Below are 25,961 nucleotides of genomic sequence, written 5' to 3'. Positions count from 1 at the left end.
GCCTTCCCCAGATGAAGGCGCCCCGCACCTTGATCGGGGAAATGCGACCCGAAGGGTCTGCATTTCAGGGGCGCGGGGAACTGCGCGACCAGCCCCCACCGGAGCCGCACCCGGCGACGCGGCGCTCAGAACCCGTGTCGGAAGCCGCCGTCGACCGGGAGCATGACACCCGTCAGATAAGAGGCGGCCGGCGAGAGGAAGAACGCGGCGGCCCGCCCGAACTCCTCCGGAGTCCCGTACCGCCGCAGCGGAATCCGCGACTCATTGGCGAGCCGAGTCGCCTCGGGATCCGCCGAGAGCCCGTCCAGCTCGCGCACGCGATCCGTGTCGATCCGCGCCGGCAGCAGCCCGACGACCCGGATCCCGCGCGGCCCCAGCTCGTCCGCCAGCGACTTCGCGAAACCGGCGAGCCCGGGCCGCAGCCCGTTGGAGATGGTCAGTCCGGGGATCGGCTCGTGCACGGAGCCGGAGAGCACGAAACCGATGACACCGCCCTCGCCGAGTTCCGCCGCCGCGGCCCGCGCCAGCCGCACCGCGCCGAGGAAGACGGACTCGAAGGCCGACTGCCACTGCTCGTCCGTGGCGTCGGCGGCGAAGCCGGGCGCCGGCCCGCCCACGCTGACGAGCACCCCGTCGAACCGCCCGAACCGCTCGCGCGCGGCCTCGATGACCCGCTCCGCCACCTGGGGATCGGCGTTGTCGACGGCGACCCCGTGCGCGTCGGGCCCGAGCGCCTCCGCGGCCTCGGCGACCCGCTGTTCGTCGCGACCGGTGATGATCACCTTGGCGCCGTCGGCGACCAGTTCACGGGCGGCGGCGTTGCCGAGGCCCCGGGTCGCGCCGGTGACTACGTAGACACGGTCCTTCAGTCCAAGATCCATGCCCTCTATCCTGCCCCGCCCGGCCGCGCCGCGCCGAGGTGGGTCAGACCGTGGCCGCGGGCACCTCGCCGGCGTCCGCCCCGGCCTGCGCGGACTCCTCCTCGCGGCGGCGCCGCTCCCGCAGCTCGCGGCGGAGCAGGACGACCCAGCCCACGGGAACCGCGGCGGCGAACAGCCACCACTGGTAGGCGTACGCGTAGTTCAGCGCCGCGTCCTCGTGGCCGGGCTTCCCGATCAGTTCGGGGGTGTTGCGCGCGGGGTCGGGCGCGGTCAGCACGACGTAGCCGCCGAGCACCTTCGCGTTCAGACGGGCGGCCTCGCGCTCGCTGTCGATCAGCATGATCTGCCGGTCGGGCAGACCCTTGAGGTCCTTGATGCCGCTGGCCTCGGTCGTCTCGTCGGGCATGAGGCGGCCGGTGACGGTCAGCTCGCCGCGCGGCGGGGCCGGGATCTTCGGGAAGGCGGTCTGGCTCGGGCCGTTCGCGGGGATCCAGCCCCGGTTGACCAGCAGGACCTTGCCGTCGTTCAGGACGAACGGGGTGAGGACGTGGTAGCCGACCTCCTCGTCCGCGTTGACGCGGCGCCGGACGACGACCTCGTGCTCGGTGTCGAAGCTGCCGCGCGCGGTGACCGAGTGGTACCGCTCCTTGCTGGTGACCGTGTGCCCCGGGGAGGTCAGCTCCTCGGCGGGGACGGGCTTCGCGTCGAGCGCGTCGGTGACCAGCTGGTTCCGGGCGGTGCGCTCGTCGTAGCGGTGCATCTGCCAGATGCCCAGCCGGATCATCGTGGGGATGAGGACGAGGGCGACCAGCGTGAGGATCACCCACTGCCGGGTCAACAGGAAGCGGTACACGCAGACGACGGTACCCCGGCATGCGGCGGGGGCGCCCCGGGGCGGGGCGCGGCGCGTGGGGGAGGGCGGCGGGGGCGCCGACGCGGGGCGCGTCCCGGGCGGGCGCCCGGAGCGGGCGGACGGCCGGCGTGCGCGGAGCGGGGCCCGGAGCCGGTGGGCCGGCCGCGGACCCGGGTCTCAGACCTTGTCGACGATGCCCACCCGCCCCTCGGCGCGGGAGCAGTGCGCCCCGCAGTACCAGTGCCCGTCGACCTCGACTCCCTGGCCGATGATGCGGCACCGGCAGTGCTCGCAGATGGGCGCCATGCGGTGGATGGCGCAGGAGAAGCAGTCGAAGACGTGCACCGCGCCCTGCGCGTGCACCTCGAAGGACATCCCGTAATCGTTTCCGCAGACCTCACAACGTGCCATGCGCCACAGGGTGGGTCCCCCGGGCGCCGGCGGGCGAGCGGGCGCGGGGCGAGTCGCCCCGCAATCACCCGTCTGACGCCCCCGGTCCGCTCAGCGCTTGTCCGCCGGGGTGACGTCCTGCAACAACTGTCCGAACGCGGCCTCGTCCACGACCGGCGTACCGAACTGCTTCGCCTTCACGGCCTTCGAGGTGTACGAGTCCGGGTCGTTGGTCACCAGGAGGCTGGTGAGCCGGGACAGGCTCGTCGCCACGTGCAGGCCCGCCTCGACCGCGCGGTCCTCCAGGAGCTCCCGGTCCACGGACGTGTCCCCGGAGAACGCGACCCGCATCCCCTGCTTGAGCGGCTTGCCCGGCTCGTAGCGCCCCGGGTTCGGGTGCGGGCACGCCGGACGCTTGCGCGCGGGCCGCCAGGTGCCCCCGCCGCCCCGGTACGCGGACTGCGCCTGACGCGGCACCGGGGTCCGCCCGGCCGTGTCGACCCACTCGGTGAGGGGGCGGCACTCCAGCAGCGGCAGCCGCACGTTCCCCGCCGCCGCCTTGCGCAGGCTGGGGCGGAAGGCCTCCGCGAGCACGCGCGCGTCGTCGAGGGCGTGGTGCGCGTGCTGCTGCACGACACCGAAGTGCGCGGCCAGCGACTCCAGCTTGTGGTTGGGCAGCGGCAGTGCCAGCTCCTTGGAGAGCGCGATCGTGCACAGCCGCTGGCGCACGGGTGCGGTGCGCTTCGCCCGCGCGTACTCGCGGGCGATCATCGACCAGTCGAACACCGCGTTGTGCGCGACCAGGACGCGGCCGTCGAGCCGTGCGGCGAACTCCTCGGCGATCTCCGGGAACAGCGGCGAGCCCTCCAGGACGTCCGTCGTCAGACCGTGGATCCACACCGGGCCGGGATCCCGCTCCGGGTTCACCGTCGTGTACCAGTGGTCCTCGACCTCGCCGCGCTCGTCCAGACGGTAGACGGCAGCCGAGATGATCCGGTCGTCCTTGGACAGGCCGGTGGTCTCCACGTCGACGACCGCGTATCCCTTGGGGTACGCGGCCGGCCAGGGAGTGTCGGAGGCTGCGGTCGTACGGTCTTCGAGCATGGTCCATGAGGATACGGGCCCGCACCGACACTCCCGCGCCCGCCCGGGTCCCTTTCCGCCCGGACGAGTCAAGCCCCGGGCTCCAGAAGCGACTTCACGAGCGCGCGTACGGACGCGGTGAACAGGGCGTCGCAGTCCACCGGCCCGGCGAGCGCGCGGGCGAGCGCCTCGTCGCCCTCGGCGGCGGCCGTGTCCCACAACTCCTCCTCGCCGGGCCGCTGCACGGGAGCCCGTTCACGATTCCGCTCGACCAGGACATATCCGACAACCTGGAACTGCACCGCGCGGACCGCCCCCGCGGCGCGCGCCCCGCGCAGCCCGGCCGCGTGCACCTCGCGCACCAGCGCGCGCTGCGCCGGCAGGAACATCCGCTCGGTCAGGCCCCGCTCGTGGACCATCGCCACGAGGTGCGGATGCGCACGCAGCTGCCGGCGCAGCGCGCGGGCGACCGAGACGACCCGCTCGGCCGGACTCGCGCCGCGCGGCCGGATCGCGCCGAGGTCGGCGACCGTGCGCTCCACGAGCGCGTCCAGCAGCGACTCGCGGTTGCCGACGTGCCAGTAGATCGAGGTGACCGCCGTGCCCAGCTCGGCCGCCAGCTTGCGCATGGTCAGCGCCTCGGGGCCGTGTTGTCTGACCAGCCCCGCGGCCGTGTCCAGGACCTCCTCGCGGGTGAGTGCGGTGCGTGCCATGTCCGGCCCTCTTCTCGGCGAAGATCCTTCAACTCCCGTACATGCACGTGTCTTTACCCTTCATCGGCGTCGGTGTAACTGTGTTACAGGCGCCGCGCGAACGACCCCCATCACGTCTTCGACGAAGGGCGGTACGACATGGCACGCGTACGGTACGGAGCGCGCAGCGAGGCGGAGATCGCCGCCGCGCGCACCGCGAGCAGCAAGCTTCCCGACATCTGGTCCACCGGCGTGGTCGCCGTGTGGGAGTCCGACCCCGACGCGGTCGCCGCGGTGCTCCCGCCGCCGCTCAAGCCGACCGCCCGGCCCCTGGTCCGGGCCAACATCAGCAAGGTCGACCTGCCCGGCTATCCGCTCGGCGCCGGCTCGGTCGCGGTCGCGGCCGAGCACGGGGGAGTGGAGGGCTGGTATCCGCTGGTCATGCCGATGACCCACGAGCGCGCCCTGATCGGCGGCCGCGAGGTCTTCGGCGAACCCAAGAAGCTCGGCGAGGTCACCGTGGAGCGCGACGGGCTCGTCGTACGGGCCGCGCTCGCCCGGCACGGCATCGCGTTCGTGGAGGTGCGCGGCGCCGTCAGCGGCGACCTGCCGCTGCCCGAGCCCGCGCAGAAGACCGACTTCTACTTCAAGTTCCTGCCCGCGGTGGACGGTTCGGGCTTCGACGCCGACCCGGTCCTCGTGCACTGTGTGCGGGGCGAGAAGGTCAGGAAGCTGGAGGCGGTCACCGGCGACGTCGTCCTGCGCGAGTCCATGTACGACCCGGTCGCCGACCTGCCGGTGCGCGCCCTCGTCGAGCTCACCATCGGCGAGAAGACCACCGACCAGAAGGGGAAGGCCGTCGAGCGGGTCAGCGCCCAGGCCCTCCTGCCGTACATCCACCAGCGCTACGACGACCCGCAGCAGATCCTCGACGGGCCGCCCGAGGGGAGTGTGTGACATGGAGCTGCGCGAAGGACAGGTCGCCGTCGTCACGGGCGCGGCCAGTGGCATCGGGCGGGCGATGGCGCGGAGGTTCGCCGCCGACGGCCTGAGGGTGGTGCTCGCCGACGTCGAGAAGGGCGCCCTGGAGGCGGCCGCCGCCGAACTGCGCGACGAGGGCGCCACTGTGCACGCGCGCGTGGTCGACGTCGGGGAGCGCGAACAGGTCGTGGCGCTCGCCGAGGACACGTACGCCACCTTCGGCGCCTGCCACGTGCTGTGCAACAACGCGGGCGTCGGTTCCGGCGCCGAGGGCCGCATGTGGGAGCACGAGCCCAACGACTGGAAGTGGGCGTTCGACGTCAACGTGTGGGGCGTCTTCCACGGCGTCCAGGCGTTCGTGCCGCGCATGCTCGCGGGCGGCGAGCCGGGCCACGTCGTCAACACCTCGTCCGGCGACGGCGGCATCGCCCCGCTGCCCACCGCCTCCGTGTACGCGATCACCAAGGCGGCCGTCGTCACCCTCACCGAGTCGCTGTACGCGCACCTGAAGGCGGAGCACGCGCGCGTGGGCGCCTCCGTGCTCTTCCCCGGCCCCCACATGCTGCGCACCGGCCTGTGGGAGTCGCACCGCAACCGGCCCGACCGGTTCGCCAAGGAGCGCCCGCGCAGGACGCCGTACCGCAGCCTCGACCAGTGGGAGGCCGCCATGAAGGAGGCCGGTCACGAGGTCGCCTTCACGCCCGTGGAGGACGTGGCGGACCTCGTCGCGGAGGGCATCGCGGCGGACCGCTTCTGGCTGCTCCCCGAGAGCGAGCACAGCGACCGGCAGATCCGGGCGCGCTCGCAGTCGATGCTGGACCGGGCGAACCCGGCGTACCTGGAGAGCTTCATTCTCGACTGAGCACCGAGGGACACGCGATGACCGATCACGACCCGTACCTGATCATCTCCTCCGACTGCCACGCCGGGCTGCCCACCGAGGAGTACCGGCCCTATCTGGACAGCCGCTTCCACCGCGCCTTCGACGACTTCCTCGGCGAGCGCGACGCCCGGCGCGAGGAGGCGACCCGGCTCGGCATCCGCAACGACGCGTTCGCCGCCAAGTGGTTCCAGGACAACGAGGAAGGGCTGCGCGGCGGCTGGGACGCCGCGCAGCGTCTCAAGGAGCTCGACGGCGACGGCGTGGCCGCCGAGGTCGTCTTCCCCGACGCGGACGCCGTGGACAGCCAGACGGCGGCGCCGTTCGGGGTCGGCCTCGGCCTCTCCGGCGACCAGGACCCCGAGCTCGGCATGGCCGGCGCGCAGGCGCACAACCGCTGGCTCGCCGAGTTCGTGTCCCAGAACCCCGAACGGCACTGCGGCGTCGCCCTGTTGCCGATCACGGCGGACCCCGACAAGGTCGTCGCCGAGGTGCACCGCGCCAAGGAGTCGGGACTCGGCGCCCTGATGATCCCCTCCATGTGGGTCGACAAGGACCCCTACCACGCGGCCCGTTACGACCCCGTGTGGGCGGCGGCCGCCGAGTGCGGCATGCCCGTCGTGACCCACTCCGGCGCGGCCCCGCGCCACGAGTACGGCGACCACCTCGGTATCTACGTCAGCGAAGTGACCTGGTGGCCGGCCCGCCCCCTCTGGTTCCTGCTCTGGTCCGGCGTCTTCGAGCGTCACCCCGGCCTCAGGTTCGGCGTCGCCGAGTCCGGCTGCTGGTGGCTGCCGAACCTCCTGTGGTTCATGGACCGTCTCTACCTGGGCGCGCACGGCGGCAAGAAGCTCTCCCCGTTCGCCGAACTCAAGCGCCCGCCGCACGAGTACCTCGACCGGCAGATCTTCGTCTGTGCCACGAACACCAAGCGCCGCGAGCTCGCCCAGCGCTACGAGATCGGCGTGGACAACATCCTGTGGGGCAGCGACTTCCCGCACCCCGAGGGCACCTGGCCCGACACGCGCGCGTGGCTGCGCAAGACCTTCCACGACATCCCCGTCGCCGAGACCCGACGCATGCTGGGCCTCGCCGCCGCCGAGGTCTTCGGCTTCGACACCGAGAAACTGGCCCCGCTCGCCGCCCGCATCGGACCGACCCCCGCCGACCTGGGCCAGGACGCCGACCAGAGCGCCGTCGAGGCCTCCTGGGCGCGCTCGCGCGAGGTCGGCCGGCACTGGCTGACCGACCACGACTTCCCGACCCTGGGGGTGACCCCGTGAGCACCTCGAACCCCGTGCCTCCCGCGGCGGACCGCTACACCGTCATCTCGGCGGACTGCCACGCGGGCGCCGATCTCCTCGACTACAAGCCCTACTTGGAGAAGCGCCACCACGACGCCTTCGACGCCTGGGCCGCGGCCTACGTCAACCCGTACGAGGACCTGCTCGCCGACACCGCCGACCGCAACTGGAACTCCGACCGGCGCCTCGCCGAGCTGGAAGCGGACGGCATCGTCGCCGAGGTCGTCTTCCCGAACACCATCCCGCCCTTCTTCCCCTCGGCCGCGCTCATGGCCCCCGCGCCCACCCGCGAGGAGTTCGAACTGCGCTGGGCCGGACTGCGCGCCCACAACCGGTGGCTCGCCGACTTCTGCGCCGCCGCCCCGGGCCGCCGCGCGGGCGTCTTCCAGATCCTCCTCAACGACGTCGACGAGGCGGTGAAGGAGATCCGCAGGTCCGCGGACGCGGGCCTCAAGGGCGGCCTCCTGCTGCCGGGCACCCCGCCCGGCTCGGGCCTGCCCGAGCTGTACTCGTCGGCGTACGACCCGATCTGGCGGGCCTGCGCCGAGCTCGGCGTCCCGGTCAACCACCACGCGGGCTCCGCGTCCCCGCCGCTCGGCGACGAACCGGCCGCCCGCGCGGTGTTCATGGTCGAGACGACCTGGTTCTCGCACCGCGCCCTGTGGCACCTCGTGTTCGGCGGCGCCTTCCGCCGCCACCCCGAGCTGACGCTCGTCCTCACCGAACAGGGCTCCGGCTGGATCCCCGGGGTCCTGGACATGCTGGACTACTACCACGGGCGCCTCGTGGCGGCCGCCGGCAGGGCCACCACCGCCGAGTCCAAGTTCGGCGCCGGCCTCGCCGACTCCATGGGCAAGGGACCCTCCACCGTGTGGCGCGAGAACTGCTACGTGGGCGCGAGCTTCATGCGCCCCCACGAAGTGCCGCTGCGGGAACGCATCGGCCTCGACAAGATCATGTGGGGCAGCGACTACCCGCACGACGAGGGCACGTACCCGTACACGCGCGAAGGCCTGCGCATCTCCTACGCGGGCCTGCCCCGCGAGGAGATCGCCGCGATGGCCGGCGGCAACGCCGCCCGCGTCTACGGATTCGACCTCGGCCTGCTGGACCCGATCGCGGCCCGTGTCGGCCCCACCGTCGCCGAGATCGACGAACCCCTCAAGGAGCCGCCGGCCGACGCGACCAGCCCGGTCTTCGCGACAGGGGGTTCGGTCCGGGTCTGGTGACCCGGAGAGTGTCATGCTCGTGCCGTGACCGAACCCACCCGGAGCGATCCGACGCACGACGAGGCCCACGGCGGCGCGCTCGGCACACGCCTCAACTGGCTGCGCGCCGCCGTCCTCGGCGCCAACGACGGCGTGGTCTCCACCGCGGGACTCGTCGTCGGCGTCGCCGGGGCCACCGGCGACCGCGGCACCCTGCTCACCGCCGGGCTCGCCGGACTGCTCGCCGGCTCGATGTCCATGGCCGCCGGCGAGTACGTGTCCGTCTCCACCCAGCGCGACTCCGAGAAGGCCGCCATCGCCCAGGAGCGGCGCGAGCTCGCCGAGGACCCGGAGGCGGAACTGGAGGAGCTGACCGGACTGCTCCAGGGCCACGGACTCAGCGCCGAGGTGGCCCGGCAGGCCGCCGCGCAGCTCACCGCGCGGGACGCCCTGAGCGCCCACGCGCGCGTGGAGCTCGGCATCGACCCCGACCAGCTGACCAACCCCTGGCACGCCGCCTGGGCCAGCTTCCTCGCCTTCACCGTGGGCGCCCTGCTCCCGCTGCTCGCGATCGTGCTGCCGCCCGCCGCGCTCCGGCTGCCCGTCACGGTCGGCTCCGTCCTCGTCGCGCTCGCTTGCACCGGCTGGGGCAGCGCCCGCACCGGAGGCGCCCGCGTGGCCCCCGCGGTGTGGCGCAACGTCCTGGGCGGAGCCCTCGCGATGGGGGTCACCTACGCGGCCGGCTCTTTGTTGGGAGCCACCGGAGTCTGAGCCTTTACCGGAGGTAATACTTGTCGGTAACTGCCTCTAGTCCTGGCTCGGTCCGCGCGCTTACGGTGCACACATGTCCGCTTCCAGCCTCCCCGACGTCGTCCTGTGGTCGATACCCGCCTTCGTGCTGCTCACCGTCGTCGAGATCGTCTCCGTACGGATCCATCCCGACGAGGACGCCGCCGGGTACGAGACCAAGGACGCGGCCACCAGCATCACCATGGGGCTCGGCAGCCTCGTCTTCGACTTCCTGTGGAAGATCCCGATCGTCGCCGTCTACACGGCGGTCTACGAGCTGACCCCGCTGCGCGTGCCGATCCTGTGGTGGACGCTCCCGCTGATCCTGCTCGGCCAGGACTTCTTCTACTACTGGCAGCACCGCGGCCACCACGTCATCCGCATCCTGTGGGCCTGCCACGTCGTGCACCACAGCAGCCGCAAGTTCAACCTGTCCACGGCGCTGCGCCAGCCCTGGACGAGCCTCACCGGCTGGCCCTTCTACCTGCCGCTGATCGCGCTCGGCGTCCACCCGGCCGCCCTGGCCTTCTGCTACTCGGTCAACCTCGTGTACCAGTTCTGGATCCACACCGAGCGCATCGACAAGATGTGGCGCCCCTTCGAGTTCCTCTTCAACACGCCCTCGCACCACCGCGTCCACCACGCCTCGCAGGGCGGCTATCTGGACCGCAACTTCGGCGGCATCCTCATCGTCTGGGACCGCCTCTTCGGCTCCTGGGTCGCCGAGACCGAGCGCCCCGTCTTCGGCCTCACCAAGAACATCAGCACCCACAACCCGCTGCGCGTCGCCACCCACGAGTACGCGGCCATCGCCCGCGACCTCAAGAGCGCGGGCAGCTGGCGCGAGCGCGCCGGACGGGTCTTCCGCGGCCCCGGCTGGCAGCCCGAGCCGGCCGCCGCGCCCGCCGCCGCCCCGCAGCAGGTCACCGAGGGAGCCGCGTGAACCTGCCCGCCGCCCTGCGCACCGCCTTCTTCGCCCTGTGCGCGACCGACCTCGTCGCGCTCCTGGCCGACGTCCACGCCGTCCACGTGGCCGTCAAGCCGCTCCTGATGCTCGTCCTGATCGCCTACGTGATCGCGTGCGGCGGGCCCCGCCTGCTGTCCGTCGCGCTGCTGTTCGGCTGGGGCGGCGACGTCCTGCTCCTGTTCGACCACGACCTGGCGTTCCTCGCCGGCATGGGCTCCTTCGCCGCCGGACACATCTGCTACCTGCTGCTCTTCAAGCGGTACGGGAAGCCACGGCCGCCCGGCACGATGCTCGGCGTCGTCTACTGCGTGGTGCTCGTCAACACCGTCGCCGCGCTGTGGCCCGACCTGCCCGCAGACCTGCGGATCCCGGTCGCCGCCTACAGCGTGCTGCTCACCGCCATGGCGTTCGGCTCCTCGCGGCTCGGCAAGGTGGCGGGCATCGGCGGCGCCCTGTTCCTGCTGTCCGACACGCTCATCGCCATGGGAGTGGCCGAGTGGCCGGAGCTGCCGCGCCCCGACTTCTGGGTCATGCTCACCTACGTGGCGGCCCAGTACCTGCTGGCCCAGGGAGCCCTCGAAGAGCGGACGGCGCACAGGGCGGCGTACGGTGAGGAGCGGGCCGAGACCCGGCCCACCCCGCACTGACCTGCAAGGACACCCCATGCGCGCCACCACCATCCACGCCCCCTACGACATGCGGGTCGAGGACGTCCCCGAGCCCGTCGTCGTGCTGCCCACGGACGCCGTGGTGCGCGTCCTGCGCGCCTGCATCTGCGGCAGCGACCTGTGGGCGTACCGGGGCGAGGCCGCGCGGGAGCCGGGGCAGCGCATCGGCCACGAGTTCCTCGGGATCGTCGAGGAGACCGGCGGCGAGGTGGCCGGGGTCCGGCGCGGCGACCTCGTCGTGGCGCCCTTCATGTGGTCCGACGGCGTGTGCGACTACTGCCGCGAGGGCCTGACCACCTCCTGCGTGCACGGCGGCTTCTGGGGCGCGGTCGGCTACGACGGCGGCCAGGGCGAGGCCGTGCGCGTCCCGTTCGCCGACGGCACCCTCGTACGGCTGCCGTCCGACGCCGCGTCCGACGACCACCTGCTGTCCGCACTCCTGACGCTCTCCGACGTGATGGGCACCGGCCACCACGCGGCCCTCGGCGCGGGCGTCCGCGAGGGCTCCACCGTCGCCGTCGTCGGCGACGGAGCCGTGGGCCTGTGCGCCGTCCTCGCGGCCAAGCGGCTCGGCGCCGAGCGGATCATCGCGCTCGGCCGCCACGAGGCCCGCACGGACATCGCCCGCCGCTTCGGCGCCACCGACGTCGTCGCCGCACGCGGCGAGGCGGCCGTCGAGGCGGTCCGCGAGCTCACCGGCGGCCAGGGCGCGCACGCCGTCGTCGAGGCCGTCGGCACCGAGCAGTCCATGAACACCGCCGTGCACATCACCCGCGACGGCGGCGCCGTCGGCTTCGTCGGCGTCCCGCACGGCAGCGCCACCGGCCTCGACCTGACCGTCATGTTCGACCGGAACATCGCGCTGCGCGGCGGCGTCGCCCCGGTGCGCACCTACATCCCGCAGCTGCTGCCCGACGTCCTGAACGGCACGATCGACCCGTCGCCCGTCTTCGACCTGACCGTCGGCATCGAGGACGTCCCGGCCGGCTACAAGGCGATGGACGAGCGCACCGCCCTCAAGGTCCTCGTCACCAACTGACCCGCGCGGGGCGGGACCTCACCAGCGGATCGGGAGCGGCACCGCCGTCAGCACCGCCGACACCACAACCACGGCCCCGAGCACCACGACCTCCGCACGCGCGGGCACGTACGCGCGCGTGCGGAGGCGCGCCCCGTCCCGGCCGAGCCGGAGCCGCGCGGCCAGGGCGAGCCCGGCGACGACCGCGACGAGCAGCACCTTCGCCAGCAGGGTCCGCCCGTACGCCGTCCCGGTCAGCTGGTCCAGGACCGTGCCGGGCGGCATCCGGCGCAGCGTGCTGCACACCCCGGTCGCGGTCAGGGCGGCGAACAGCAGCGCGGCCACGCGCGCGTAGCGGCTCAGCAGCGCGGTGCCGGCCCCGGGGTCGCACGCGCGCCAGGCGCGCAGGGTGCGCAACGCGTACAGCAGTCCGCCGACCCACAGGGACGCGCACGTCAGATGCACGAGCGTGAGCCCCGACCCCAGCAACGCGCTGTCCTCGGTGGGCGGATGCGCGCGCAGCGCCTCCGCGACCACCACCGCGGCCAGCGGCAGCAGCGCCCGGCCCGGCCGGCTGGAGCGCGCGCACAGGGCCGCCACGAGGAAGGCGTTGACCTCCAGGAGGGCGAGCGTGCCGTCGCGCGTCCCGTAGAGGCCGCCGACGTCCAGGTCGCCGAGGCCGCTCGGGATCAGGTTCCCCGCGGCCACCACTGCGGCCAGCCCGAGCGCGGCGGCGAACCCGGCCCACGCGGCGTACGCGGACCACCGGCGCGGCGCCCGCAGCTCCGGGGCCGTGCGCCGGGCCAGGAACCCCGCGAACAGCTCGCCCGCCTGCACGCTCAGCGCCGCGAACAGGACCGTGCGCAGCAGGGAGATCCCGCCCGTGCCCGGCGCGGCCGCCTCTCCGGTGCCGTGCAGCGCCGCCCGCGGCCCGAGCAGCGGGATCAGCGCCGCGAGGGCGACGAGGACGAGCACGGCGACGGCCCGCCCGGGGCCCGCCGGGCGCGCGGGGGCGGCGTCCTGGCGCACGGGTGTGGACGACTCGGTGGCGGGCGGTATCGGACTCACCACTGGATCTTCACCATCCGGCACGGATTCGGGCAAGTGCAGCGGAACGAACGGAGCAAAAAGGGCCGGGCGGCTTGCGCCACCCGGCCCTTCAGGAACAGAAGTCCCGCTACTTGACGGCCTTCAGCGCGTTCACGATGCCGCTGCCGTAGAAGCCGTTGTCCGCCACGGAGCCCTTGCACCAGGCGTCGACGACCCCGTCACCGTTGCCGTCGTAGTCGGCCGGGCAGGCCTGCTCGTCGGCCTGCGCCTTCATCATCGCCTGCAGCTGCGCCGGCGACGCCTTCGGGTGCGCCGACTTCAGCAGCGCCGCGACACCCGCCGCGTGCGGCGAGGCCATCGACGTGCCCTGCAGCCAGCCGTACTCGCCGCCCGGCAGGATCGACAGGATGCGGCCGTTCTTCGACGGGGTGTCCGGGATCTGGTACTTGTCGCCGCCCGGCGCCGCGATGTCGATGACGTTGCGGCCGTACGTCGAGTAGTACGACTTGGCCTTGTTCACGCCCGTCGCGCTGACCGTGACGACACCCTTGAGCTGGGTCGGCACGTCGAAGCACTTGTGCGGGTCGATCGTGCGGTCCACCGCGGTCGAGTCGTCCGGGCTGGAGTCGTCCAGGATCGCGTCCGAGTCGAGGTCGTGGTTGGAGTTGCCCGCCGAGGCCAGGTTCAGCGTGCCCTTGCGCTGGGCGTACGTCTGGGCCCGGTTCACCGCGTCGACGATGGCCCGCTGGTCGGGGTCGTCCATGCAGTTGTACAGCCACGGGTCCACGTAGTAGCTGTTGTTGGTGACCTCGATGCCGTGGTCGGCGGCGAACACGAAGGCGCAGACGACGGCCTCCGGGTAGAACAGCTCGCTGACCGGGTCGGCCACCTTGATGCCCGCGACCTTCACGCCCGGCGCGACACCGGCGACGCCGACACCGTTGCGCGGGGCCGCGATCTCACCGGCGACGTGCGTGCCGTGGTAGTGGTCCGGGGTCGCGGGACGCCAGGCGCCCGGCGAGGTGTCCGCCTTGCCGCCGACACAGTTCGCCGACTGCGACGGCGAGAAGTTCGCGGCGATGTCGGGGTGCGTGTCGTCGACACCCGTGTCGATGACACCGACGGTGACCTTGCTGCTGCCCGGGTTGATCTTCGCGGCCTGGTCCGCGCCGATGGCCCGCAGGTCCCACTGGTCGGCCTCCATCGGCTCCTGACCCGGGGCGGCCGCGGCGGCCAGCTGCTGGGCGTCCGCCTTCGAGAGCTTCTGCACGGCGCCCTCGTCGGTGGTGCCGGCCAGGCTCAGCGGCGAGGTGCGCGTCGCACCGGCCGAGGCGACACCCTTGGCCGCGCGCAGCTGCTTGCCGAAGTCGGGGTTGGACGCGTGGACGACGAAGACGCCTATCTTCGCGTACGTCTCGACTATGGAACCGCCGGCCGCGGATATCGCCTTGCTCACCGAGGCGATGGTGTGCGCGTCGGTGCTGCGCGCGTTCACCACGTAGGAGAGCGAACCGGCCTCGGAACCGGCCGTCACGGCAGGGGCGTCGGCGGGTGCGGCGACCGCGGAAGGCAGGAAGCCGAACGAAGCCGTCAGAGCGATGCCGATCGGCAGGGCGAGGGCCATGCGGCGTCTGGCAGGCAGATGAGCCATGGGATCTCCACATCATCCGTCGTAGCGGGCGAAGAAGGGAAAGCCCGGGACACAGGTGGTGCCCGGGCAGGTACATGACGCGTGGTGCGGCCTGAAGGTATCGCTGATCCCGCAGGTCAGCAACGAGTTCGTAAATAAACAGGCGGAGTTGAACCACTCCCATCGTGTCCCCGTGCCGTTGTGCAGGGAGCGCACGGGTGATCAGGCCCTCTGTCGGATCACCCCGCGCACCCCCTACCATCCGACCCCCGTCCCCGACCGCACTCGCATCACGAGGAGACTCTCCGTGGCCACCGACGCACCACCACCCCAGAAGGGCAGCCCCGACGAGCGGTCGGCGATGCCCTCCACCGAGGAGTTCGTCGAGGTGCAGCAGAGCGCGGAGTTCGGTGAACTGCGCCGTGCGCACCGCTCGTTCGCCTTCCCGCTGACCGTCGCCTTCATCGCCTGGTACCTGCTCTACGTCCTGCTGTCGAACTACGCGGGCGGCTTCATGGGCACCAAGGTCTTCGGCAACATCAACGTGGCCTTCGTCCTCGGACTCGCCCAGTTCCTCACCACGTTCCTCATCGCCTGGTGGTACTCGAAGCACGCCGCAGCGAAGCTCGACCCCAAGGCCGAGGCCATCAAGTCCCGTATGGAGGGCGGCGCATGAGCCCCGCAGTGCACGTACTCGCCGCCGCAGAGGCGAGCGAACACCGGCCGCTGATCATCGGCCTCTTCTCGGTGTTCGTCCTCGCGACGCTCGTCATCACCGTCTGGGCCGGCCGCCAGACCAAGGACGCCTCCGACTTCTACGCGGGCGGCCGCCAGTTCACCGGCTTCCAGAACGGCCTCGCCGTCTCCGGCGACTACATGTCCGCCGCGTCCTTCCTCGGCATCGCCGGCGCCATCGCCCTGTTCGGCTACGACGGCTTCCTCTACTCCATCGGCTTCCTCGTCGCCTGGCTCGTGGCGCTGCTCCTGGTCGCCGAACCGCTGCGCAACTCCGGCCGCTACACGATGGGCGACGTCCTCGCCTACCGGATGCGCCAGCGCCCCGTGCGCACCGCCGCGGGCACCTCCACGATCGTCGTCTCGATCTTCTACCTGCTCGCGCAGATGGCCGGCGCCGGCGTCCTCGTCTCGCTGCTGCTCGGCATCACCTCGGACGCGGGCAAGGTCGGCATCGTCGCCCTCGTCGGCGTCCTGATGATCGTCTACGTCACCATCGGCGGCATGAAGGGCACCACCTGGGTGCAGATGGTCAAGGCGGTGCTCCTCATCGCGGGCGCCATCCTGCTGACCTTCCTGGTCCTCCTGAAGTTCGACTTCAACATCTCCGACCTGCTCGGCACCGCCGCGGACAACAGCGGCAAGGGCGCGGCGTTCCTGGAACCCGGACTCAAGTACGGCGCCACCTCCACGTCGAAGATCGACTTCATCTCGCTCGGCATCGCGCTCGTCCTCGGCACCGCCGGACTCCCGCACATCCTGATCCGGTTCTACACGGTGCCGACCGCCAAGGCCGCCCGTAAGTCCGTCAACTGGGCCATCGGCATCATCGGCGCCTTCTACCTGATGACGATCGCGCTCGGCTTCGGCGCCGCCGCCCTCATCAAGCCGGAGGAGATCATCGCCTCCAACCCGGCGGGCAACACGGCGGCGCCACTGCTCGCCCTCCATCTCGGCGGCACCGACTCCAACTGGGGCGCGATTTTGCTCGCCTCCATCTCGGCCGTCGCCTTCGCGACGATCCTCGCCGTGGTCGCGGGCCTCACCCTCGCCTCCTCGTCCTCGTTCGCGCACGACATCTACGCGAACGTCATCAAGAAGGGACAGGCCTCCGAGAAGGAGGAGATGAAGGCCGCCCGCTGGGCCACCGTCTTCATCGGCATCGTCTCGATCGCCCTGGGCGCCCTCGCCCGCGACCTCAACGTCGCCGGCCTCGTCGCCCTCGCCTTCGCGGTCGCCGCCTCCGCCAACCTGCCGACGATCCTCTACAGCCTCTTCTGGAAGCGCTTCAACACCAACGGAGCCCTGTGGTCGATCTACGGCGGCCTGTTCACCGCCGTCTTCCTGGTGCTCTTCTCGCCGGTCGTCTCCGGCAACCCGAAGACGTCGATGTTCAAGGGCGTCGACTTCCACTGGTTCCCGCTGGAGAATCCCGGCATCATCTCGATCCCGGTCGGCTTCCTGCTCGGCATCCTCGGTACCTACCTGTCGAAGGAGAAGGCCGACAAGGGCAAGTACGCGGAGCTCGAGGTCCGGTCCCTGACCGGCACCGGAGCCCACTGACGGCCCCGTGCGCACCGTGCTCCCGCCGCGGCCGGAGCACGGTGCGCTGGTAGCTCTCTACGACGGGAGCCCGGCACACTCGTGGGATCACCGGCCTCCCTCCTGTCGGTGGCGTCACGTAGGCTCGGACGTGTCAGGCAGAACGCGATCACAGAACGCGACCAGGGAGGGGGCCCACGTGCTCATCGACACCTACGGCCGAGTGGCCACCGACCTGCGGGTCTCACTGACCGACCGGTGCAATCTCCGCTGCACCTACTGCATGCCCGAGGAAGGCCTGCAGTGGCTGGCCAAGCCGGACCTGCTCACCGACGACGAGATCGTCCGCCTCGTCCGCATCGCGGTCACCGAGCTGGGCATCACCGAGGTCCGCTTCACCGGCGGCGAGCCCCTGCTGCGCCCCGGCCTCGTCGGCATCGTGGAGCGCGTCGCGGCCCTGGAGCCCCGCCCCCGCATGTCCCTGACGACGAACGGGATCGGCCTCAAGCGCACCGCCGAGGCCCTCAGGGCGGCGGGCCTGGACCGGGTGAACGTGTCGCTGGACACGCTGCGTCCCGACGTCTTCAAGACCCTGACCCGCCGCGACCGCCACAAGGACGTCATCGAGGGCCTCGCCGCCGCCCACGAGGCGGGCCTGACCCCCGTGAAGATCAACTCGGTCCTGATGCCGGGGCTCAACGAGGACGAGGCCCCCGAGCTCCTCGCCTGGGCCGTCGAGCACGACTACGAGCTGCGCTTCATCGAGCAGATGCCGCTGGACGCCCAGCACGGCTGGAAGCGCGACGGCATGATCACCGCGGGCGACATCCTCGCCTCCCTGCGGACGCGCTTCGAGCTGACCCCCGAAGGCTCCGACGAGCGCGGCTCGGCCCCGGCCGAGCGCTGGATCGTCGACGGCGGCCCGCACCGGGTCGGCGTCATCGCCTCCGTCACCCGCCCGTTCTGCTCCGCCTGCGACCGCACCCGCCTCACCGCCGACGGCCAGGTCCGCACCTGTCTGTTCGCCACGGAGGAGACGGACCTGCGCGCGGCCCTGCGCTCCGACGCGCCCGACGCGGAGATCGCCCGCATCTGGAAGCTCGCCATGTGGGGCAAGAAGGCGGGCTCCGGCCTGGACGACCCGACCTTCCTCCAGCCCGACCGCCCCATGTCGGCGATCGGCGGCTGAGCCCGCTGGTCCGCTAGTCGGCCTCGGGCTGGTTCTCCCACTCCGCCAGCGTCACGACGTCCTTCAGAAATCCGCGCACTCCCAGGAACTGGCTGAGGTGCTCGCGGTGCTCCTCGCAGGCCAGCCACGTCTTGCGGCGGTCCGGCGTGTGCAGCTTCGGGTTGTTCCACGCGAGCACCCAGACCGCGTCGGCGCGGCAGCCCTTGGCCGAGCACTGGGGGGTGGCGGGCGACGGTTCGGAGAGGTTCGCGAGGTTCACGCCCCCACCCTAAAGGCCCGGGAAAAGGGGTCCGGAAAGGGCCTGGAAAGGGTCTGGAAATGGCGACGCCGAGCAGCCACGGGGGGAGCTGCCCGGCGTCGGTCCGTCGCTCCGACGGGGGATGCGGAGCGCGTACGCAGTATGTCACGCACACCCCGGACACCGGCACCGGAACAACATGATTGATCTGAGCATTTCTTGAGCTTCCGGCCCGGAATCGAGCGGGTCTCCACGCGGGCTCCGGGCGGCGCCGGACGCCGTCGCCGCTAGCGGCGGTCCTCCGCCACGGGTTCCGCCGGAGCCGCCGACGGGGCGGCGGAGATCATCGGGCGCAGGGGCGCGGTCACGAAGGTCGAGGGCAGCGCCGGCACGTTCTCCCGGCCCGCGTTCGCGATGACGACGGCGACATAGGGGAGCAGGGCGCCGAGGATCAGCGTCACGATCGCGACAGGTCGCTCCACGTCCCACAGCACCGCCGTGAGAATCACCGACACGGTGCGGATCGACATCGAGATGACATAACGGCGCTGCCGGCCCCGTACGTCCTCCGCCAGCCCCTGGCGGGCTCCGGTGATCCGGAAGACCTCTGCTCCGCCGTTGCCGTTGCGCTTCCGCATCACATTCCACCACCCGCAAGGTCGCCGGACTCTCCCCGGACCGGACTGCACCCCACGGTACGCCCGGGCCGCGCCGCCCACGAGACCGGGGCACACCCGGACGGGCCGGGCCCTCTGCGCCGTCCCACGTACGGCCCGCCCCGACATGCGTCGTACGGAGTACGGCCGGAGACTGATCGCACGCGTGCGGCATGTGCCGCGCGCCCGGCGCCGCTTGAGGAGGCGACGACATGAGTTGGTTGTGGGCGATCATCGTGGGGTTCGTGCTGGGGCTGATCGCGAAGGCGATCCTTCCCGGCAAGCAGCAGATCCCACTGTGGCTGACGACGGTCTTCGGCATCCTCGGCAGCGTCCTGGGCAACTGGGTGGCCACCGGCATCGGGGTCAACGACACCCGGGGCATCGACTGGACCCGGCATCTGCTCCAGCTGATCGGCGCGGTCGTGGTCGTCGGCGTCGGCGACTGGCTCTGGACCTCGATGCGCGGCACCAAGCAGCGGGAACGGGCCTAGCCCCGGCCCGACCCGGCAAACGGTGAAGGCCCGGCCCCGCGCGAGCGGGACCGGGCTAGGCTCAGGCCCACGGCGCGCCGCCACCCCGCGCGGGGCACGGCCCACCCCCCCGCCCCCCCCCCCAACCGGGGCCCCCCCGCCCCGCCGCGGGGGGGCCCGGCCCAAACACCGTGCTACGGAGCGGAGGCGGGTGTCAGCCCTTGAGCTCCACCGCGGCCAGGTTCTTCTTGCCGCGGCGCAGCACCAGCCAGCGCCCGTGCAGCAGGTCCTCGGCGGCGGGCACGAAGTCCTCCGCGGCGACCTTCGTGTTGTTCACGTAGGCGCCGCCCTCCTTCACCGTGCGGCGCGCGGCGGACTTGCTGGCGACCAGACCGACCTCGGCGAACAGGTCGACGGCCGGGGCCAGCTCGGTGACCTCGATCTTCGGCAGCTCGGACAGGGCCGAGGCGAGCGTCGCCTCGTCCAGGTCCGCGAGGCTTCCGTCGCCCTGGCCGAACAGGGCCTTGGACGCCGAGACCACGGCCGCGGTCTGGTCGGCGCCGTGCACCAGCGTCGTCAGCTCCTCGGCCAGCGCCCGCTGCGCGGCACGCGCCTGCGGCCGCTCCTCGGTCTGCCGCTCCAGCTCCTCGATCTCCTCCCGGGACTTGAAGGAGAAGGTGCGCAGGAACTTGGAGATGTCCCGGTCGTCCGCGTTCAGCCAGAACTGGTAGAAGGCGTACGGCGAGAACATCTCCGGGTCCAGCCACACGGTGCCGGACTCGGTCTTGCCGAACTTGGTGCCGTCCGCCTTGGTGAGCAGCGGGGTGCCGATCGCGTGGACAATGGCCTCCGGGTGGACCCGGTGGATCAGGTCGGTGCCGGAGGTCAGGTTGCCCCACTGGTCGCTGCCGCCGGTCTGCAGGACACAGCCGTACTGCTCGTACAGCTTGAGGTAGTCCATGCCCTGGAGGATCTGGTAGCTGAACTCGGTGTAGCTGATGCCCGCGTCCGAGTTGAGCCGCCGCGAGACGGCCTCCTTCGCGATCATCTTGTTGACCCGGAAGTACTTGCCGACGTCGCGCAGGAACTCGATGGCGGACAGGCCCGAGGTCCAGTCCAGGTTGTTCACCATCGTCGCCGCGTGCGGGCCCTCGAAGTCGAGGAACTTCTCCACCTGGCCGCGCAGCCGCTCCACCCAGCCGGCGACGACCTCCGGCGAGTTCAGCGTGCGCTCCGCCGTCGGCTTCGGGTCACCGATCAGACCGGTGGCGCCGCCGACCAGACCCAGCGGGCGGTGCCCCGCCTGCTGGATGCGCCGCATGGTGAGGATCTGCACCAGGTTGCCCAGGTGCAGGCTCGGCGCGGTCGGGTCGAAGCCGCAATAGAACGTGACCGGACCGTCCGCGAATGCCTTGCGCAGCGCGTCCTCGTCGGTGGACAGGGCGATCAGCCCGCGCCACTTCAGTTCGTCGACGATGTCCGTCACGGTCTGAGTCTCCTCGTACGTACCTGATGAATGAAGCTGAATGAAGCTGGATGAACGCTGCCAGTCTATGGGCGTCAGACGCCCCGGCTGACCGAGCTCATGTTGAAGTCCGGCACCCGCAGGGCCGGCATCGCCGCTCTAGTGAACCAGTCGCCCCACTCGCGCGGCAGCGTCTTTTCCGTGCGCCCGGCCTCGGTGGCCCGCCCCAGGAGGTCCACCGGCGACTCGTTGAACCGGAAGTTGTTCACCTCGCCCACCACCTCGCCGTTCTCCACGAGGTACACGCCGTCCCGGGTCAGCCCGGTCAGGAGCAGGGTCGCCGGATCGACCTCGCGGATGTACCAGAGGCAGGTCAGCAGCAGCCCGCGCTCCGTGTCCGCGACCATCTCGTCCAGGGAGCGGCCCGTGCCGCCGTCCAGGATCAAGTTGTCCCCGGCCGGCGCGACGGGCAGCCCCGTCAGGGCGGCGCTGTGCCGCGTGGTGGTGAGCTGCCGCAGCTCGCCGTCCGCGATCCACTCCGTGGCGCTCACCGGCAGCCCGTTGTCGAACACCGACGCGTCGTCCCCGGAGGAGTGCGCCAGGACGAACGGCGCGCACTCCAGGCCCGGCTCGTACGGGTCGCTGCGCAGCGTCAGCGGCAGCGGGCTCAGCCGCTCGCCGATCCGGGTGCCGCCGCCCGGCTTGCTGAACACGGTCCGGCCCTCCGCCGCGTCCCGTGCGCCCGCCGACCACAGCTGGTAGATCAGCAGATCCGCGACGGCCGTCGGCGGCAGCAGCGTCTCGTACCGCCCGGCGGGCAGGTCGATCCGGCGCTCGGCCCAGCCGAGGCGCTGGGCGAGCTCGGCGTCGAGCGCCCCCGGGTCGACGTCCTTGAAGTCCCGGGTGGAGCGGCCCGCCCACGCCGAGCGGGTGCGGTCCGGCGACTTCGCGTTCAGTTCGAGCGTCCCGTTGGGCTGGTCGTGCCGCAGCCGCAGGCCCGTCGACGTCCCCAGGTAGCTGGACGTCATCTCGTGGTTCGCGAAGCCGTACAGCTCCCGGCCGCCGGCCCGCGCCCGGGCGAAGGCCTCGCCGAGCGCCGGCGCGAAGTCCGCGAACACCGCGGAGGACGTCTCGGCCGGCGCCTCGGTGAACCCGGGGGAGTGCGGTACGCCGTCCACGAGCGGCTGCGCGTCCTCGGCGGGCCCGGCCTTCGCGGCGGCCTCCTCCGCGGCCCGCACCAGCGGCTCCAGGTCGTCGGCCGTCACGGCGGCCCGGGACACGACGCCCGTCGCCGTGCCCTCCTTGCCGTCGACCGTCGCGATCACCGTCAGGGTCCGGCCGCGCGTCACGCCGTTCGTGGTCAGCGCGTTGCCCGCCCAGCGCAGATTCGCGGTCGAGGTCTCGTCCGCGACGACGACACAGCCGTCGGCCCGCGACAGCTCCAGGGCGCGCTCGACGATCTCGTACGGCTTGGTGGAACGCGGGCTCATCGACCGGCCTCCTGCGTCGTGTTGAGGATGTTGACGCCCTTGAACAGGGCCGAGGGGCAGCCGTGGGAGACCGCGGCGACCTGGCCCGGCTGGGCCTTGCCGCAGTTGAAGGCGCCGCCGAGGACATAGGTCTGGGGGCCGCCGACCGCGGCCATCGAGCCCCAGAAGTCGGTGGTCGTCGCCTGGTAAGCGACATCGCGCAGCTGCCCGGCGAGCCGCCCGTTCTCGATCCTGAAGAAGCGCTGGCCGGTGAACTGGAAGTTGTAGCGCTGCATGTCGATCGACCAGGACCGGTCGCCCACGACGTAGATGCCGCGGTCGACGCCCGCGATGAGGTCCTCGGTCGACAGGCCGCCCGGGTCCGGCTGCAGCGACACGTTCGCCATCCGCTGCACCGGCACATGCCCGGGGGAGTCGGCGTACGCGCAGCCGTTGGACCGCTCGAAGCCGGTCAGCTTCGCGATCCGGCGGTCCAGCTGATAGCCGACGAGCGTCCCGTCCTTCACCAGGTCCCAGGACTGCCCGGCCACGCCCTCGTCGTCGTAGCCGATCGTCGCGAGCCCGTGCTCGGCCGTCCGGTCACCCGTCACGTTCATGATCTCGGAGCCGTACTTGAGCTTGCCGAGCTGGTCGAAGGTGGCGAAGGAGGTGCCCGCGTACGCCGCCTCGTAGCCGAGCGCGCGGTCCAGCTCGGTGGCGTGCCCGATCGACTCGTGGATCGTCAGCCACAGGTTCGACGGGTCCACCACCAGGTCGTACGAACCGGCCCGCACGCTCGGGGCGCGCATCTTCTCCGCGAGCAGCTCGGGGATCTGCGCGAGCTCGCTCTCCCAGTCCCAGCCCGTGCCCGTCAGGTACTCCCAGCCGCGCCCGACCGGTGGCGCGATCGTGCGCATCGAGTCGAACTCGCCGCTGGAGCCGTCGACGGAGACCGCGGTCAGCTGCGGGTGCAGGCGCACCCGCTGCTGGGTCGTCACCGTGCCCGCCGTGTCCGCGTAGAACTTGTTCTCGTGGACGCTGAGCAGCGAGGCGTCCACGTGCGACACCCCGTCGGCCGCCAGCAGCCGCGCGCTCCAGTCGGCGAGCAGCCCCGCCCGCTCCTCCTCCGGCACCGAGAACGGATCGATCTCGTACGAGGAGATCCAGGTCTTCTCCGCGTGCACCGGCTCGGCCGCCAGCTCGACCCTCCCCCAAGGACTCCGTCCAGGGGGCGCCCCCACGTCCGATCCGGCCGCCTTGATCACCTTCGCGCTCAGCTGCGCCATCGCGACGGCCTGCGACGCCACCTTCGCCGCCGCGTCCATCGTCAGGTCGACGCCGGACGCGAAACCCCACGTGCCGCCGTGCACGACCCGCACCGCGTAGCCCAGGTCCGTCGTGTCGGAGGAACCCGACGGCTTGGCGTCCCGCAGCCGCACCGCCGCGCTGCGCACCCGCTCGAAGCGGAAGTCGGCGTGCTCGGCGCCCAGCGCCCGCGCGCGGGCCAGCGCCGCGTCGGCGAGCGCCCGCAGCGGCAGCGCCGTGAAGGCTTCATCGATCGTATGAGGCACGAATGTCTCCCTTTCCTCACCACCGTGAGCCCCGATCATGTCGCGCGGCGGGGGTGCGCGGCCAGACCTTTCTGTAGGGACCCGACAGTGAGTCGGGGGTGGCGCTGTGGGTGGCCGATTCTCCGTACCCCGGGTCGTACCGATAGGTTTCCGAGGTACGACGACCGCTATCGAAAGGGTGATCCGTTGAGCCGCTCGGTTCTCGTCACCGGAGGAAACCGGGGCATCGGCCTCGCCATCGCCCGCGCATTCGCGGAGGCCGGCGACAAGGTCGCGATCACGTACCGCTCGGGCGACCCGGCGGAGCTCGAGAAGCTGGGTCTCCTCGCCGTCAAGTGCGACATCACCGACGGCGAGCAGGTGGAGCAGGCCTACAAGGAGATCGAGGACAAGCACGGTCCCGTCGAGGTCCTCGTCGCCAACGCCGGCGTCACCAAGGACCAGCTCCTCATGCGCATGTCCGAGGAGGACTTCACGTCCGTCCTCGACACCAACCTCACGGGCACCTTCCGGGTCGTCAAGCGTGCCAACCGCGGCATGCTGCGCGCTCGCAAGGGCCGCGTCGTGCTGATCTCCTCCGTCGTCGGGCTGCTCGGCTCCGCGGGGCAGGCGAACTACGCCGCCTCCAAGGCCGGCCTCGTCGGCTTCGCGCGCTCCCTGGCCCGTGAGCTCGGGTCGCGCAACATCACCTTCAACGTCGTCGCCCCCGGTTTTGTCGACACCGACATGACGCAGGCGCTCACCGACGAGCAGCGCGCGGGCATCGTCGCCCAGGTCCCGCTCGGCCGGTACGCGCAGGTCGAGGAGATCGCCGGTGTGGTGAAGTTCCTGACCTCGGACGACGCCTCGTACATCACTGGAGCCGTCATCCCGGTTGACGGCGGACTGGGAATGGGTCACTGAACACCATGGCTGGAATCCTCGAGGGCAAGAAGATCCTCATCACCGGTGTGCTGATGGAGTCCTCCATCGCCTTCCACACCGCGAAGCTGGCCCAGGAGCAGGGTGCGGAGATCATCCTCACCGCCTGGCCGCGGCCGACCCTGACCGAGCGCATCGCCAAGAAGCTGCCGGAGCCCGACAAGGTCAAGGTCCTGGAGCTCGACGTCTCCAACGACGAGCACCTCGCCCGCCTGGAGGGCCAGGTCCGCGAGCACCTCGGCGACCGCATCGACGGTGTCGTGCACTCCATCGGCTTCGCGCCGCAGGACGCGCTCGGCGGCAACTTCCTCAACACGCCGTTCGAGTCGGTGGCCACGGCCATGCACGTCTCGGCGTTCTCGCTGAAGTCGCTCACGATGGCGCTGCTGCCGCTCATGTCCGAGGGCGGGTCCGTCGTCGGCCTCACCTTCGACGCGCAGTTCGCGTGGCCGCAGTACGACTGGATGGGCCCGGCCAAGGCCGCGCTCGAGGCCACCAGCCGCTACATGGCCCGTGACCTGGGCAAGCAGAACATCCGCTGCAACCTGATCTCGGCCGGTCCCATCGGCTCGATGGCCGCCAAGTCCATCCCGGGCTTCGCCGAGCTGGCCTCCGTCTGGGACAGCCGCTCCCCGCTGGAGTGGAAGCTGGAGGACCCGGAGCCGGCCGGCCGCGGCATCGTCGCGCTGCTCTCGGACTGGTTCCCGAAGACCACGGGCGAGATCATCCACGTCGACGGCGGCCTGCACGCCATCGGAGCGTAGCGCTCAGCGGGTTCGGCGGGGGCGCCTCTGCGCCGCGGCGGGGGCCGGGTTTCGTTCGCGGCTGATCCCGCGTGGTCCCTTCCCGCGCAGTTCCCCGCGCCCCTTCGGGGGCTTGATCATCCCCCGGACGGAGCAGTAGACCGGGCCACCACGAGGGACCTCCACGCACGCTGGGTGCGGGAGGTCCCTTCGTGCGTCTGAGCCATCGGATAGCCACCGTGCTGGTCGCGCTCGCCCTGCTGGGCGCAGGCGCGGACAGCGTCGCCGCGCCCGAGCCCTCCGGGGCCGGGTGCCGGGTCAGGGTCGACGGGTCACGGGTGAGCGCGACTTGCCACAACCCCTACCCGGATGTCGACCGGGTCGCCCTGCACGTCGAGTGCGACCGCTGGTGGGACATCGACACCGACACCGCGCCGCGCGCGGTCGGCCCCGCCGGGACCGGACGGCGCGCCGGGCGCTGGGGGAAGGACGTACGGACCGCCTGGGTGAGTCACCGGAAGGCGCGGGGTGCCCGCCCGCGCGGCCCCGGAACGCCGTACTGGGC

General features: G+C 71.8%; 27 protein-coding genes. 15 read left to right on the top strand and 12 right to left on the bottom strand.

Features of this window, described 5'->3' with window-relative positions; all coding sequences use genetic code 11:
- Positions 1-125: 125 nt before the first annotated feature.
- The 5 genes from ACFW9D_RS24435 to ACFW9D_RS24415 all read right to left on the bottom strand — a co-directional run bounded on the left by ACFW9D_RS24435 (position 126) and on the right by ACFW9D_RS24415 (position 3,920).
- Positions 126-881, bottom strand: a complete 756-nt coding sequence (locus ACFW9D_RS24435; RefSeq protein WP_188339665.1) for an SDR family oxidoreductase — start codon at positions 879-881, stop codon at positions 126-128.
- A gap of 43 nt (positions 882-924) precedes the next feature.
- Complete coding sequence (locus ACFW9D_RS24430; protein ID WP_188339666.1) at positions 925-1,734, bottom strand: SURF1 family protein; 810 nt, start codon at positions 1,732-1,734, stop codon at positions 925-927.
- Between the two features lie 177 nt (positions 1,735-1,911).
- Entirely contained in the window at positions 1,912-2,145 is a 234-nt protein-coding gene (locus ACFW9D_RS24425) for a hypothetical protein (RefSeq protein ID WP_188339667.1), read from the bottom strand.
- Between the two features lie 90 nt (positions 2,146-2,235).
- On the bottom strand, positions 2,236-3,228 hold the full coding sequence (locus ACFW9D_RS24420; RefSeq protein ID WP_188339668.1) for a DEDDh family exonuclease: 993 nt from the start codon (positions 3,226-3,228) through the stop codon (positions 2,236-2,238).
- Positions 3,229-3,296: 68 nt separating this feature from the next.
- Entirely contained in the window at positions 3,297-3,920 is a 624-nt protein-coding gene (locus ACFW9D_RS24415) for a TetR/AcrR family transcriptional regulator (protein ID WP_188339669.1), read from the bottom strand.
- Between the two features lie 138 nt (positions 3,921-4,058).
- On the opposite strand from ACFW9D_RS24415, the gene ACFW9D_RS24410 reads away from it, so the two are divergent.
- The 8 genes from ACFW9D_RS24410 (at position 4,059) to ACFW9D_RS24375 (ending at position 11,735) form a co-directional block, all read left to right on the top strand.
- Complete coding sequence (locus ACFW9D_RS24410) at positions 4,059-4,856, top strand: acetoacetate decarboxylase family protein (protein ID WP_384624753.1); 798 nt, start codon at positions 4,059-4,061, stop codon at positions 4,854-4,856.
- A gap of 1 nt (position 4,857) precedes the next feature.
- Positions 4,858-5,742, top strand: a complete 885-nt coding sequence (locus tag ACFW9D_RS24405; RefSeq protein WP_188339671.1) for an SDR family NAD(P)-dependent oxidoreductase — start codon at positions 4,858-4,860, stop codon at positions 5,740-5,742.
- Positions 5,743-5,759: 17 nt separating this feature from the next.
- Positions 5,760-7,043 carry an amidohydrolase family protein gene (locus ACFW9D_RS24400; RefSeq protein WP_384624749.1) on the top strand — a complete coding sequence of 428 codons (1,284 nt, stop codon included), beginning with the start codon at positions 5,760-5,762 and terminating at the stop codon, positions 7,041-7,043.
- Positions 7,040-8,293, top strand: a complete 1,254-nt coding sequence (locus ACFW9D_RS24395) for an amidohydrolase family protein (RefSeq protein WP_384624746.1) — start codon at positions 7,040-7,042, stop codon at positions 8,291-8,293. Before ACFW9D_RS24400 ends, ACFW9D_RS24395 begins: the two co-directional genes overlap by 4 nt.
- A 24-nt stretch (positions 8,294-8,317) precedes the next feature.
- A complete protein-coding gene (locus ACFW9D_RS24390; RefSeq protein WP_384624743.1) occupies positions 8,318-9,043 on the top strand; it encodes a VIT family protein in 726 nt (241 codons plus the stop codon).
- 73 nt (positions 9,044-9,116) lie between these two features.
- Entirely contained in the window at positions 9,117-10,004 is an 888-nt protein-coding gene (locus ACFW9D_RS24385; RefSeq protein ID WP_384624740.1) for a sterol desaturase family protein, read from the top strand.
- Positions 10,001-10,675 carry a lysoplasmalogenase gene (locus tag ACFW9D_RS24380; RefSeq protein WP_384624737.1) on the top strand — a complete coding sequence of 225 codons (675 nt, stop codon included), beginning with the start codon at positions 10,001-10,003 and terminating at the stop codon, positions 10,673-10,675. The genes ACFW9D_RS24385 and ACFW9D_RS24380 overlap by 4 nt, the downstream gene beginning before the upstream one ends.
- A gap of 16 nt (positions 10,676-10,691) precedes the next feature.
- A complete protein-coding gene (locus ACFW9D_RS24375; RefSeq protein ID WP_188339676.1) occupies positions 10,692-11,735 on the top strand; it encodes a zinc-dependent alcohol dehydrogenase family protein in 1,044 nt (347 codons plus the stop codon).
- Positions 11,736-11,753: 18 nt separating this feature from the next.
- On the opposite strand, the gene ACFW9D_RS24370 is transcribed toward ACFW9D_RS24375, so the two are convergent.
- Together ACFW9D_RS24370 and ACFW9D_RS24365 are read right to left on the bottom strand one after the other, a co-directional pair.
- Positions 11,754-12,773, bottom strand: coding sequence for a CopD family protein (locus ACFW9D_RS24370; protein WP_384624759.1), 1,020 nt, complete (start codon positions 12,771-12,773; stop codon positions 11,754-11,756).
- Between the two features lie 118 nt (positions 12,774-12,891).
- Positions 12,892-14,415 (bottom strand): S8 family serine peptidase, encoded by a 1,524-nt coding sequence (locus ACFW9D_RS24365; RefSeq protein WP_384624734.1) that lies wholly within the window; start codon positions 14,413-14,415, stop codon positions 12,892-12,894.
- Between the two features lie 286 nt (positions 14,416-14,701).
- Between ACFW9D_RS24365 and ACFW9D_RS24360 the strand changes: the two genes are divergently transcribed.
- From ACFW9D_RS24360 to moaA, 3 genes are all read left to right on the top strand, one after another.
- Entirely contained in the window at positions 14,702-15,070 is a 369-nt protein-coding gene (locus tag ACFW9D_RS24360) for a DUF485 domain-containing protein (protein ID WP_384624731.1), read from the top strand.
- A complete protein-coding gene (locus ACFW9D_RS24355; RefSeq protein WP_384624728.1) occupies positions 15,067-16,692 on the top strand; it encodes a cation acetate symporter in 1,626 nt (541 codons plus the stop codon). The genes ACFW9D_RS24360 and ACFW9D_RS24355 overlap by 4 nt, the downstream gene beginning before the upstream one ends.
- Positions 16,693-16,870: 178 nt before the next feature.
- Positions 16,871-17,860 carry a GTP 3',8-cyclase MoaA gene (gene moaA, locus ACFW9D_RS24350; RefSeq protein WP_223206187.1) on the top strand — a complete coding sequence of 330 codons (990 nt, stop codon included), beginning with the start codon at positions 16,871-16,873 and terminating at the stop codon, positions 17,858-17,860.
- Between the two features lie 13 nt (positions 17,861-17,873).
- Here moaA and ACFW9D_RS24345 read toward each other — a convergent pair whose 3' ends face one another.
- Positions 17,874-18,119: a hypothetical protein gene (locus ACFW9D_RS24345; RefSeq protein WP_384624724.1), complete on the bottom strand. Its 246-nt coding sequence runs from the start codon at positions 18,117-18,119 to the stop codon at positions 17,874-17,876.
- A 266-nt stretch (positions 18,120-18,385) separates the two neighbouring features.
- On the bottom strand, positions 18,386-18,736 hold the full coding sequence (locus ACFW9D_RS24340; protein WP_188339682.1) for a DUF3099 domain-containing protein: 351 nt from the start codon (positions 18,734-18,736) through the stop codon (positions 18,386-18,388).
- A 230-nt stretch (positions 18,737-18,966) separates the two neighbouring features.
- On the opposite strand from ACFW9D_RS24340, the gene ACFW9D_RS24335 reads away from it, so the two are divergent.
- A complete protein-coding gene (locus ACFW9D_RS24335; protein WP_188339683.1) occupies positions 18,967-19,248 on the top strand; it encodes a GlsB/YeaQ/YmgE family stress response membrane protein in 282 nt (93 codons plus the stop codon).
- Between the two features lie 193 nt (positions 19,249-19,441).
- Here ACFW9D_RS24335 and tyrS read toward each other — a convergent pair whose 3' ends face one another.
- The 3 genes from tyrS to ACFW9D_RS24320 form a co-directional block, all read right to left on the bottom strand.
- The gene (gene tyrS, locus ACFW9D_RS24330) at positions 19,442-20,713 is read right to left on the bottom strand and encodes a tyrosine--tRNA ligase (RefSeq protein WP_384624720.1); all 1,272 of its coding nucleotides are present in this window, start codon (positions 20,711-20,713) and stop codon (positions 19,442-19,444) included.
- A 74-nt stretch (positions 20,714-20,787) separates the two neighbouring features.
- The gene (locus ACFW9D_RS24325) at positions 20,788-22,182 is read right to left on the bottom strand and encodes a metallopeptidase TldD-related protein (protein ID WP_384624717.1); all 1,395 of its coding nucleotides are present in this window, start codon (positions 22,180-22,182) and stop codon (positions 20,788-20,790) included.
- Positions 22,179-23,771, bottom strand: a complete 1,593-nt coding sequence (locus ACFW9D_RS24320; protein WP_384624714.1) for a TldD/PmbA family protein — start codon at positions 23,769-23,771, stop codon at positions 22,179-22,181. Before ACFW9D_RS24320 ends, ACFW9D_RS24325 begins: the two co-directional genes overlap by 4 nt.
- A 147-nt stretch (positions 23,772-23,918) precedes the next feature.
- Here ACFW9D_RS24320 and fabG point away from each other — a divergent pair, with 147 nt between their 5' ends.
- The 3 genes from fabG to ACFW9D_RS24305 all read left to right on the top strand — a co-directional run.
- Complete coding sequence (gene fabG, locus ACFW9D_RS24315) at positions 23,919-24,635, top strand: 3-oxoacyl-[acyl-carrier-protein] reductase (protein WP_188339687.1); 717 nt, start codon at positions 23,919-23,921, stop codon at positions 24,633-24,635.
- A 5-nt stretch (positions 24,636-24,640) separates the two neighbouring features.
- Positions 24,641-25,417 (top strand): enoyl-ACP reductase FabI, encoded by a 777-nt coding sequence (gene fabI, locus ACFW9D_RS24310; RefSeq protein WP_188339688.1) that lies wholly within the window; start codon positions 24,641-24,643, stop codon positions 25,415-25,417.
- A gap of 191 nt (positions 25,418-25,608) precedes the next feature.
- On the top strand, positions 25,609-25,961 hold a 353-nt coding region (locus tag ACFW9D_RS24305; RefSeq protein WP_384624709.1), incomplete at its 3' end, for a hypothetical protein.

Origin of the sequence: Streptomyces sp. NPDC059524 (genome assembly GCF_042749255.1) — a bacterium.
Classification (GTDB): domain Bacteria; phylum Actinomycetota; class Actinomycetes; order Streptomycetales; family Streptomycetaceae; genus Streptomyces; species Streptomyces xanthii.
Note: the sequence above shows the minus strand (reverse complement) of the source record. Positions and strands in the feature narration are given on the sequence as shown.

Excerpts from the sequence above, each read along its gene's own strand:
- ACFW9D_RS24355 (WP_384624728.1), top strand. The coding sequence starts at position 15,067 with ATGAGCCCCGCAGTGCACGTACTCGCCGCCGCAGAGGCGAGCGAACAC.
- ACFW9D_RS24385 (WP_384624740.1), top strand. The coding sequence starts at position 9,117 with ATGTCCGCTTCCAGCCTCCCCGACGTCGTCCTGTGGTCGATACCCGCC.
- ACFW9D_RS24410 (WP_384624753.1), top strand. The coding sequence starts at position 4,059 with ATGGCACGCGTACGGTACGGAGCGCGCAGCGAGGCGGAGATCGCCGCC.
- ACFW9D_RS24365 (WP_384624734.1), bottom strand. The coding sequence starts at position 14,415 with ATGGCTCATCTGCCTGCCAGACGCCGCATGGCCCTCGCCCTGCCGATC.
- ACFW9D_RS24415 (WP_188339669.1), bottom strand. The coding sequence starts at position 3,920 with ATGGCACGCACCGCACTCACCCGCGAGGAGGTCCTGGACACGGCCGCG.
- ACFW9D_RS24340 (WP_188339682.1), bottom strand. The coding sequence starts at position 18,736 with ATGCGGAAGCGCAACGGCAACGGCGGAGCAGAGGTCTTCCGGATCACC.
- ACFW9D_RS24325 (WP_384624717.1), bottom strand. The coding sequence starts at position 22,182 with ATGAGCCCGCGTTCCACCAAGCCGTACGAGATCGTCGAGCGCGCCCTG.
- ACFW9D_RS24425 (WP_188339667.1), bottom strand. The coding sequence starts at position 2,145 with ATGGCACGTTGTGAGGTCTGCGGAAACGATTACGGGATGTCCTTCGAG.
- ACFW9D_RS24400 (WP_384624749.1), top strand. The coding sequence starts at position 5,760 with ATGACCGATCACGACCCGTACCTGATCATCTCCTCCGACTGCCACGCC.
- ACFW9D_RS24405 (WP_188339671.1), top strand. The coding sequence starts at position 4,858 with ATGGAGCTGCGCGAAGGACAGGTCGCCGTCGTCACGGGCGCGGCCAGT.
- fabI (WP_188339688.1), top strand. The coding sequence starts at position 24,641 with ATGGCTGGAATCCTCGAGGGCAAGAAGATCCTCATCACCGGTGTGCTG.
- ACFW9D_RS24375 (WP_188339676.1), top strand. The coding sequence starts at position 10,692 with ATGCGCGCCACCACCATCCACGCCCCCTACGACATGCGGGTCGAGGAC.
- ACFW9D_RS24335 (WP_188339683.1), top strand. The coding sequence starts at position 18,967 with ATGAGTTGGTTGTGGGCGATCATCGTGGGGTTCGTGCTGGGGCTGATC.
- ACFW9D_RS24435 (WP_188339665.1), bottom strand. The coding sequence starts at position 881 with ATGGATCTTGGACTGAAGGACCGTGTCTACGTAGTCACCGGCGCGACC.
- ACFW9D_RS24320 (WP_384624714.1), bottom strand. The coding sequence starts at position 23,771 with ATGATCGGGGCTCACGGTGGTGAGGAAAGGGAGACATTCGTGCCTCAT.
- ACFW9D_RS24420 (WP_188339668.1), bottom strand. The coding sequence starts at position 3,228 with ATGCTCGAAGACCGTACGACCGCAGCCTCCGACACTCCCTGGCCGGCC.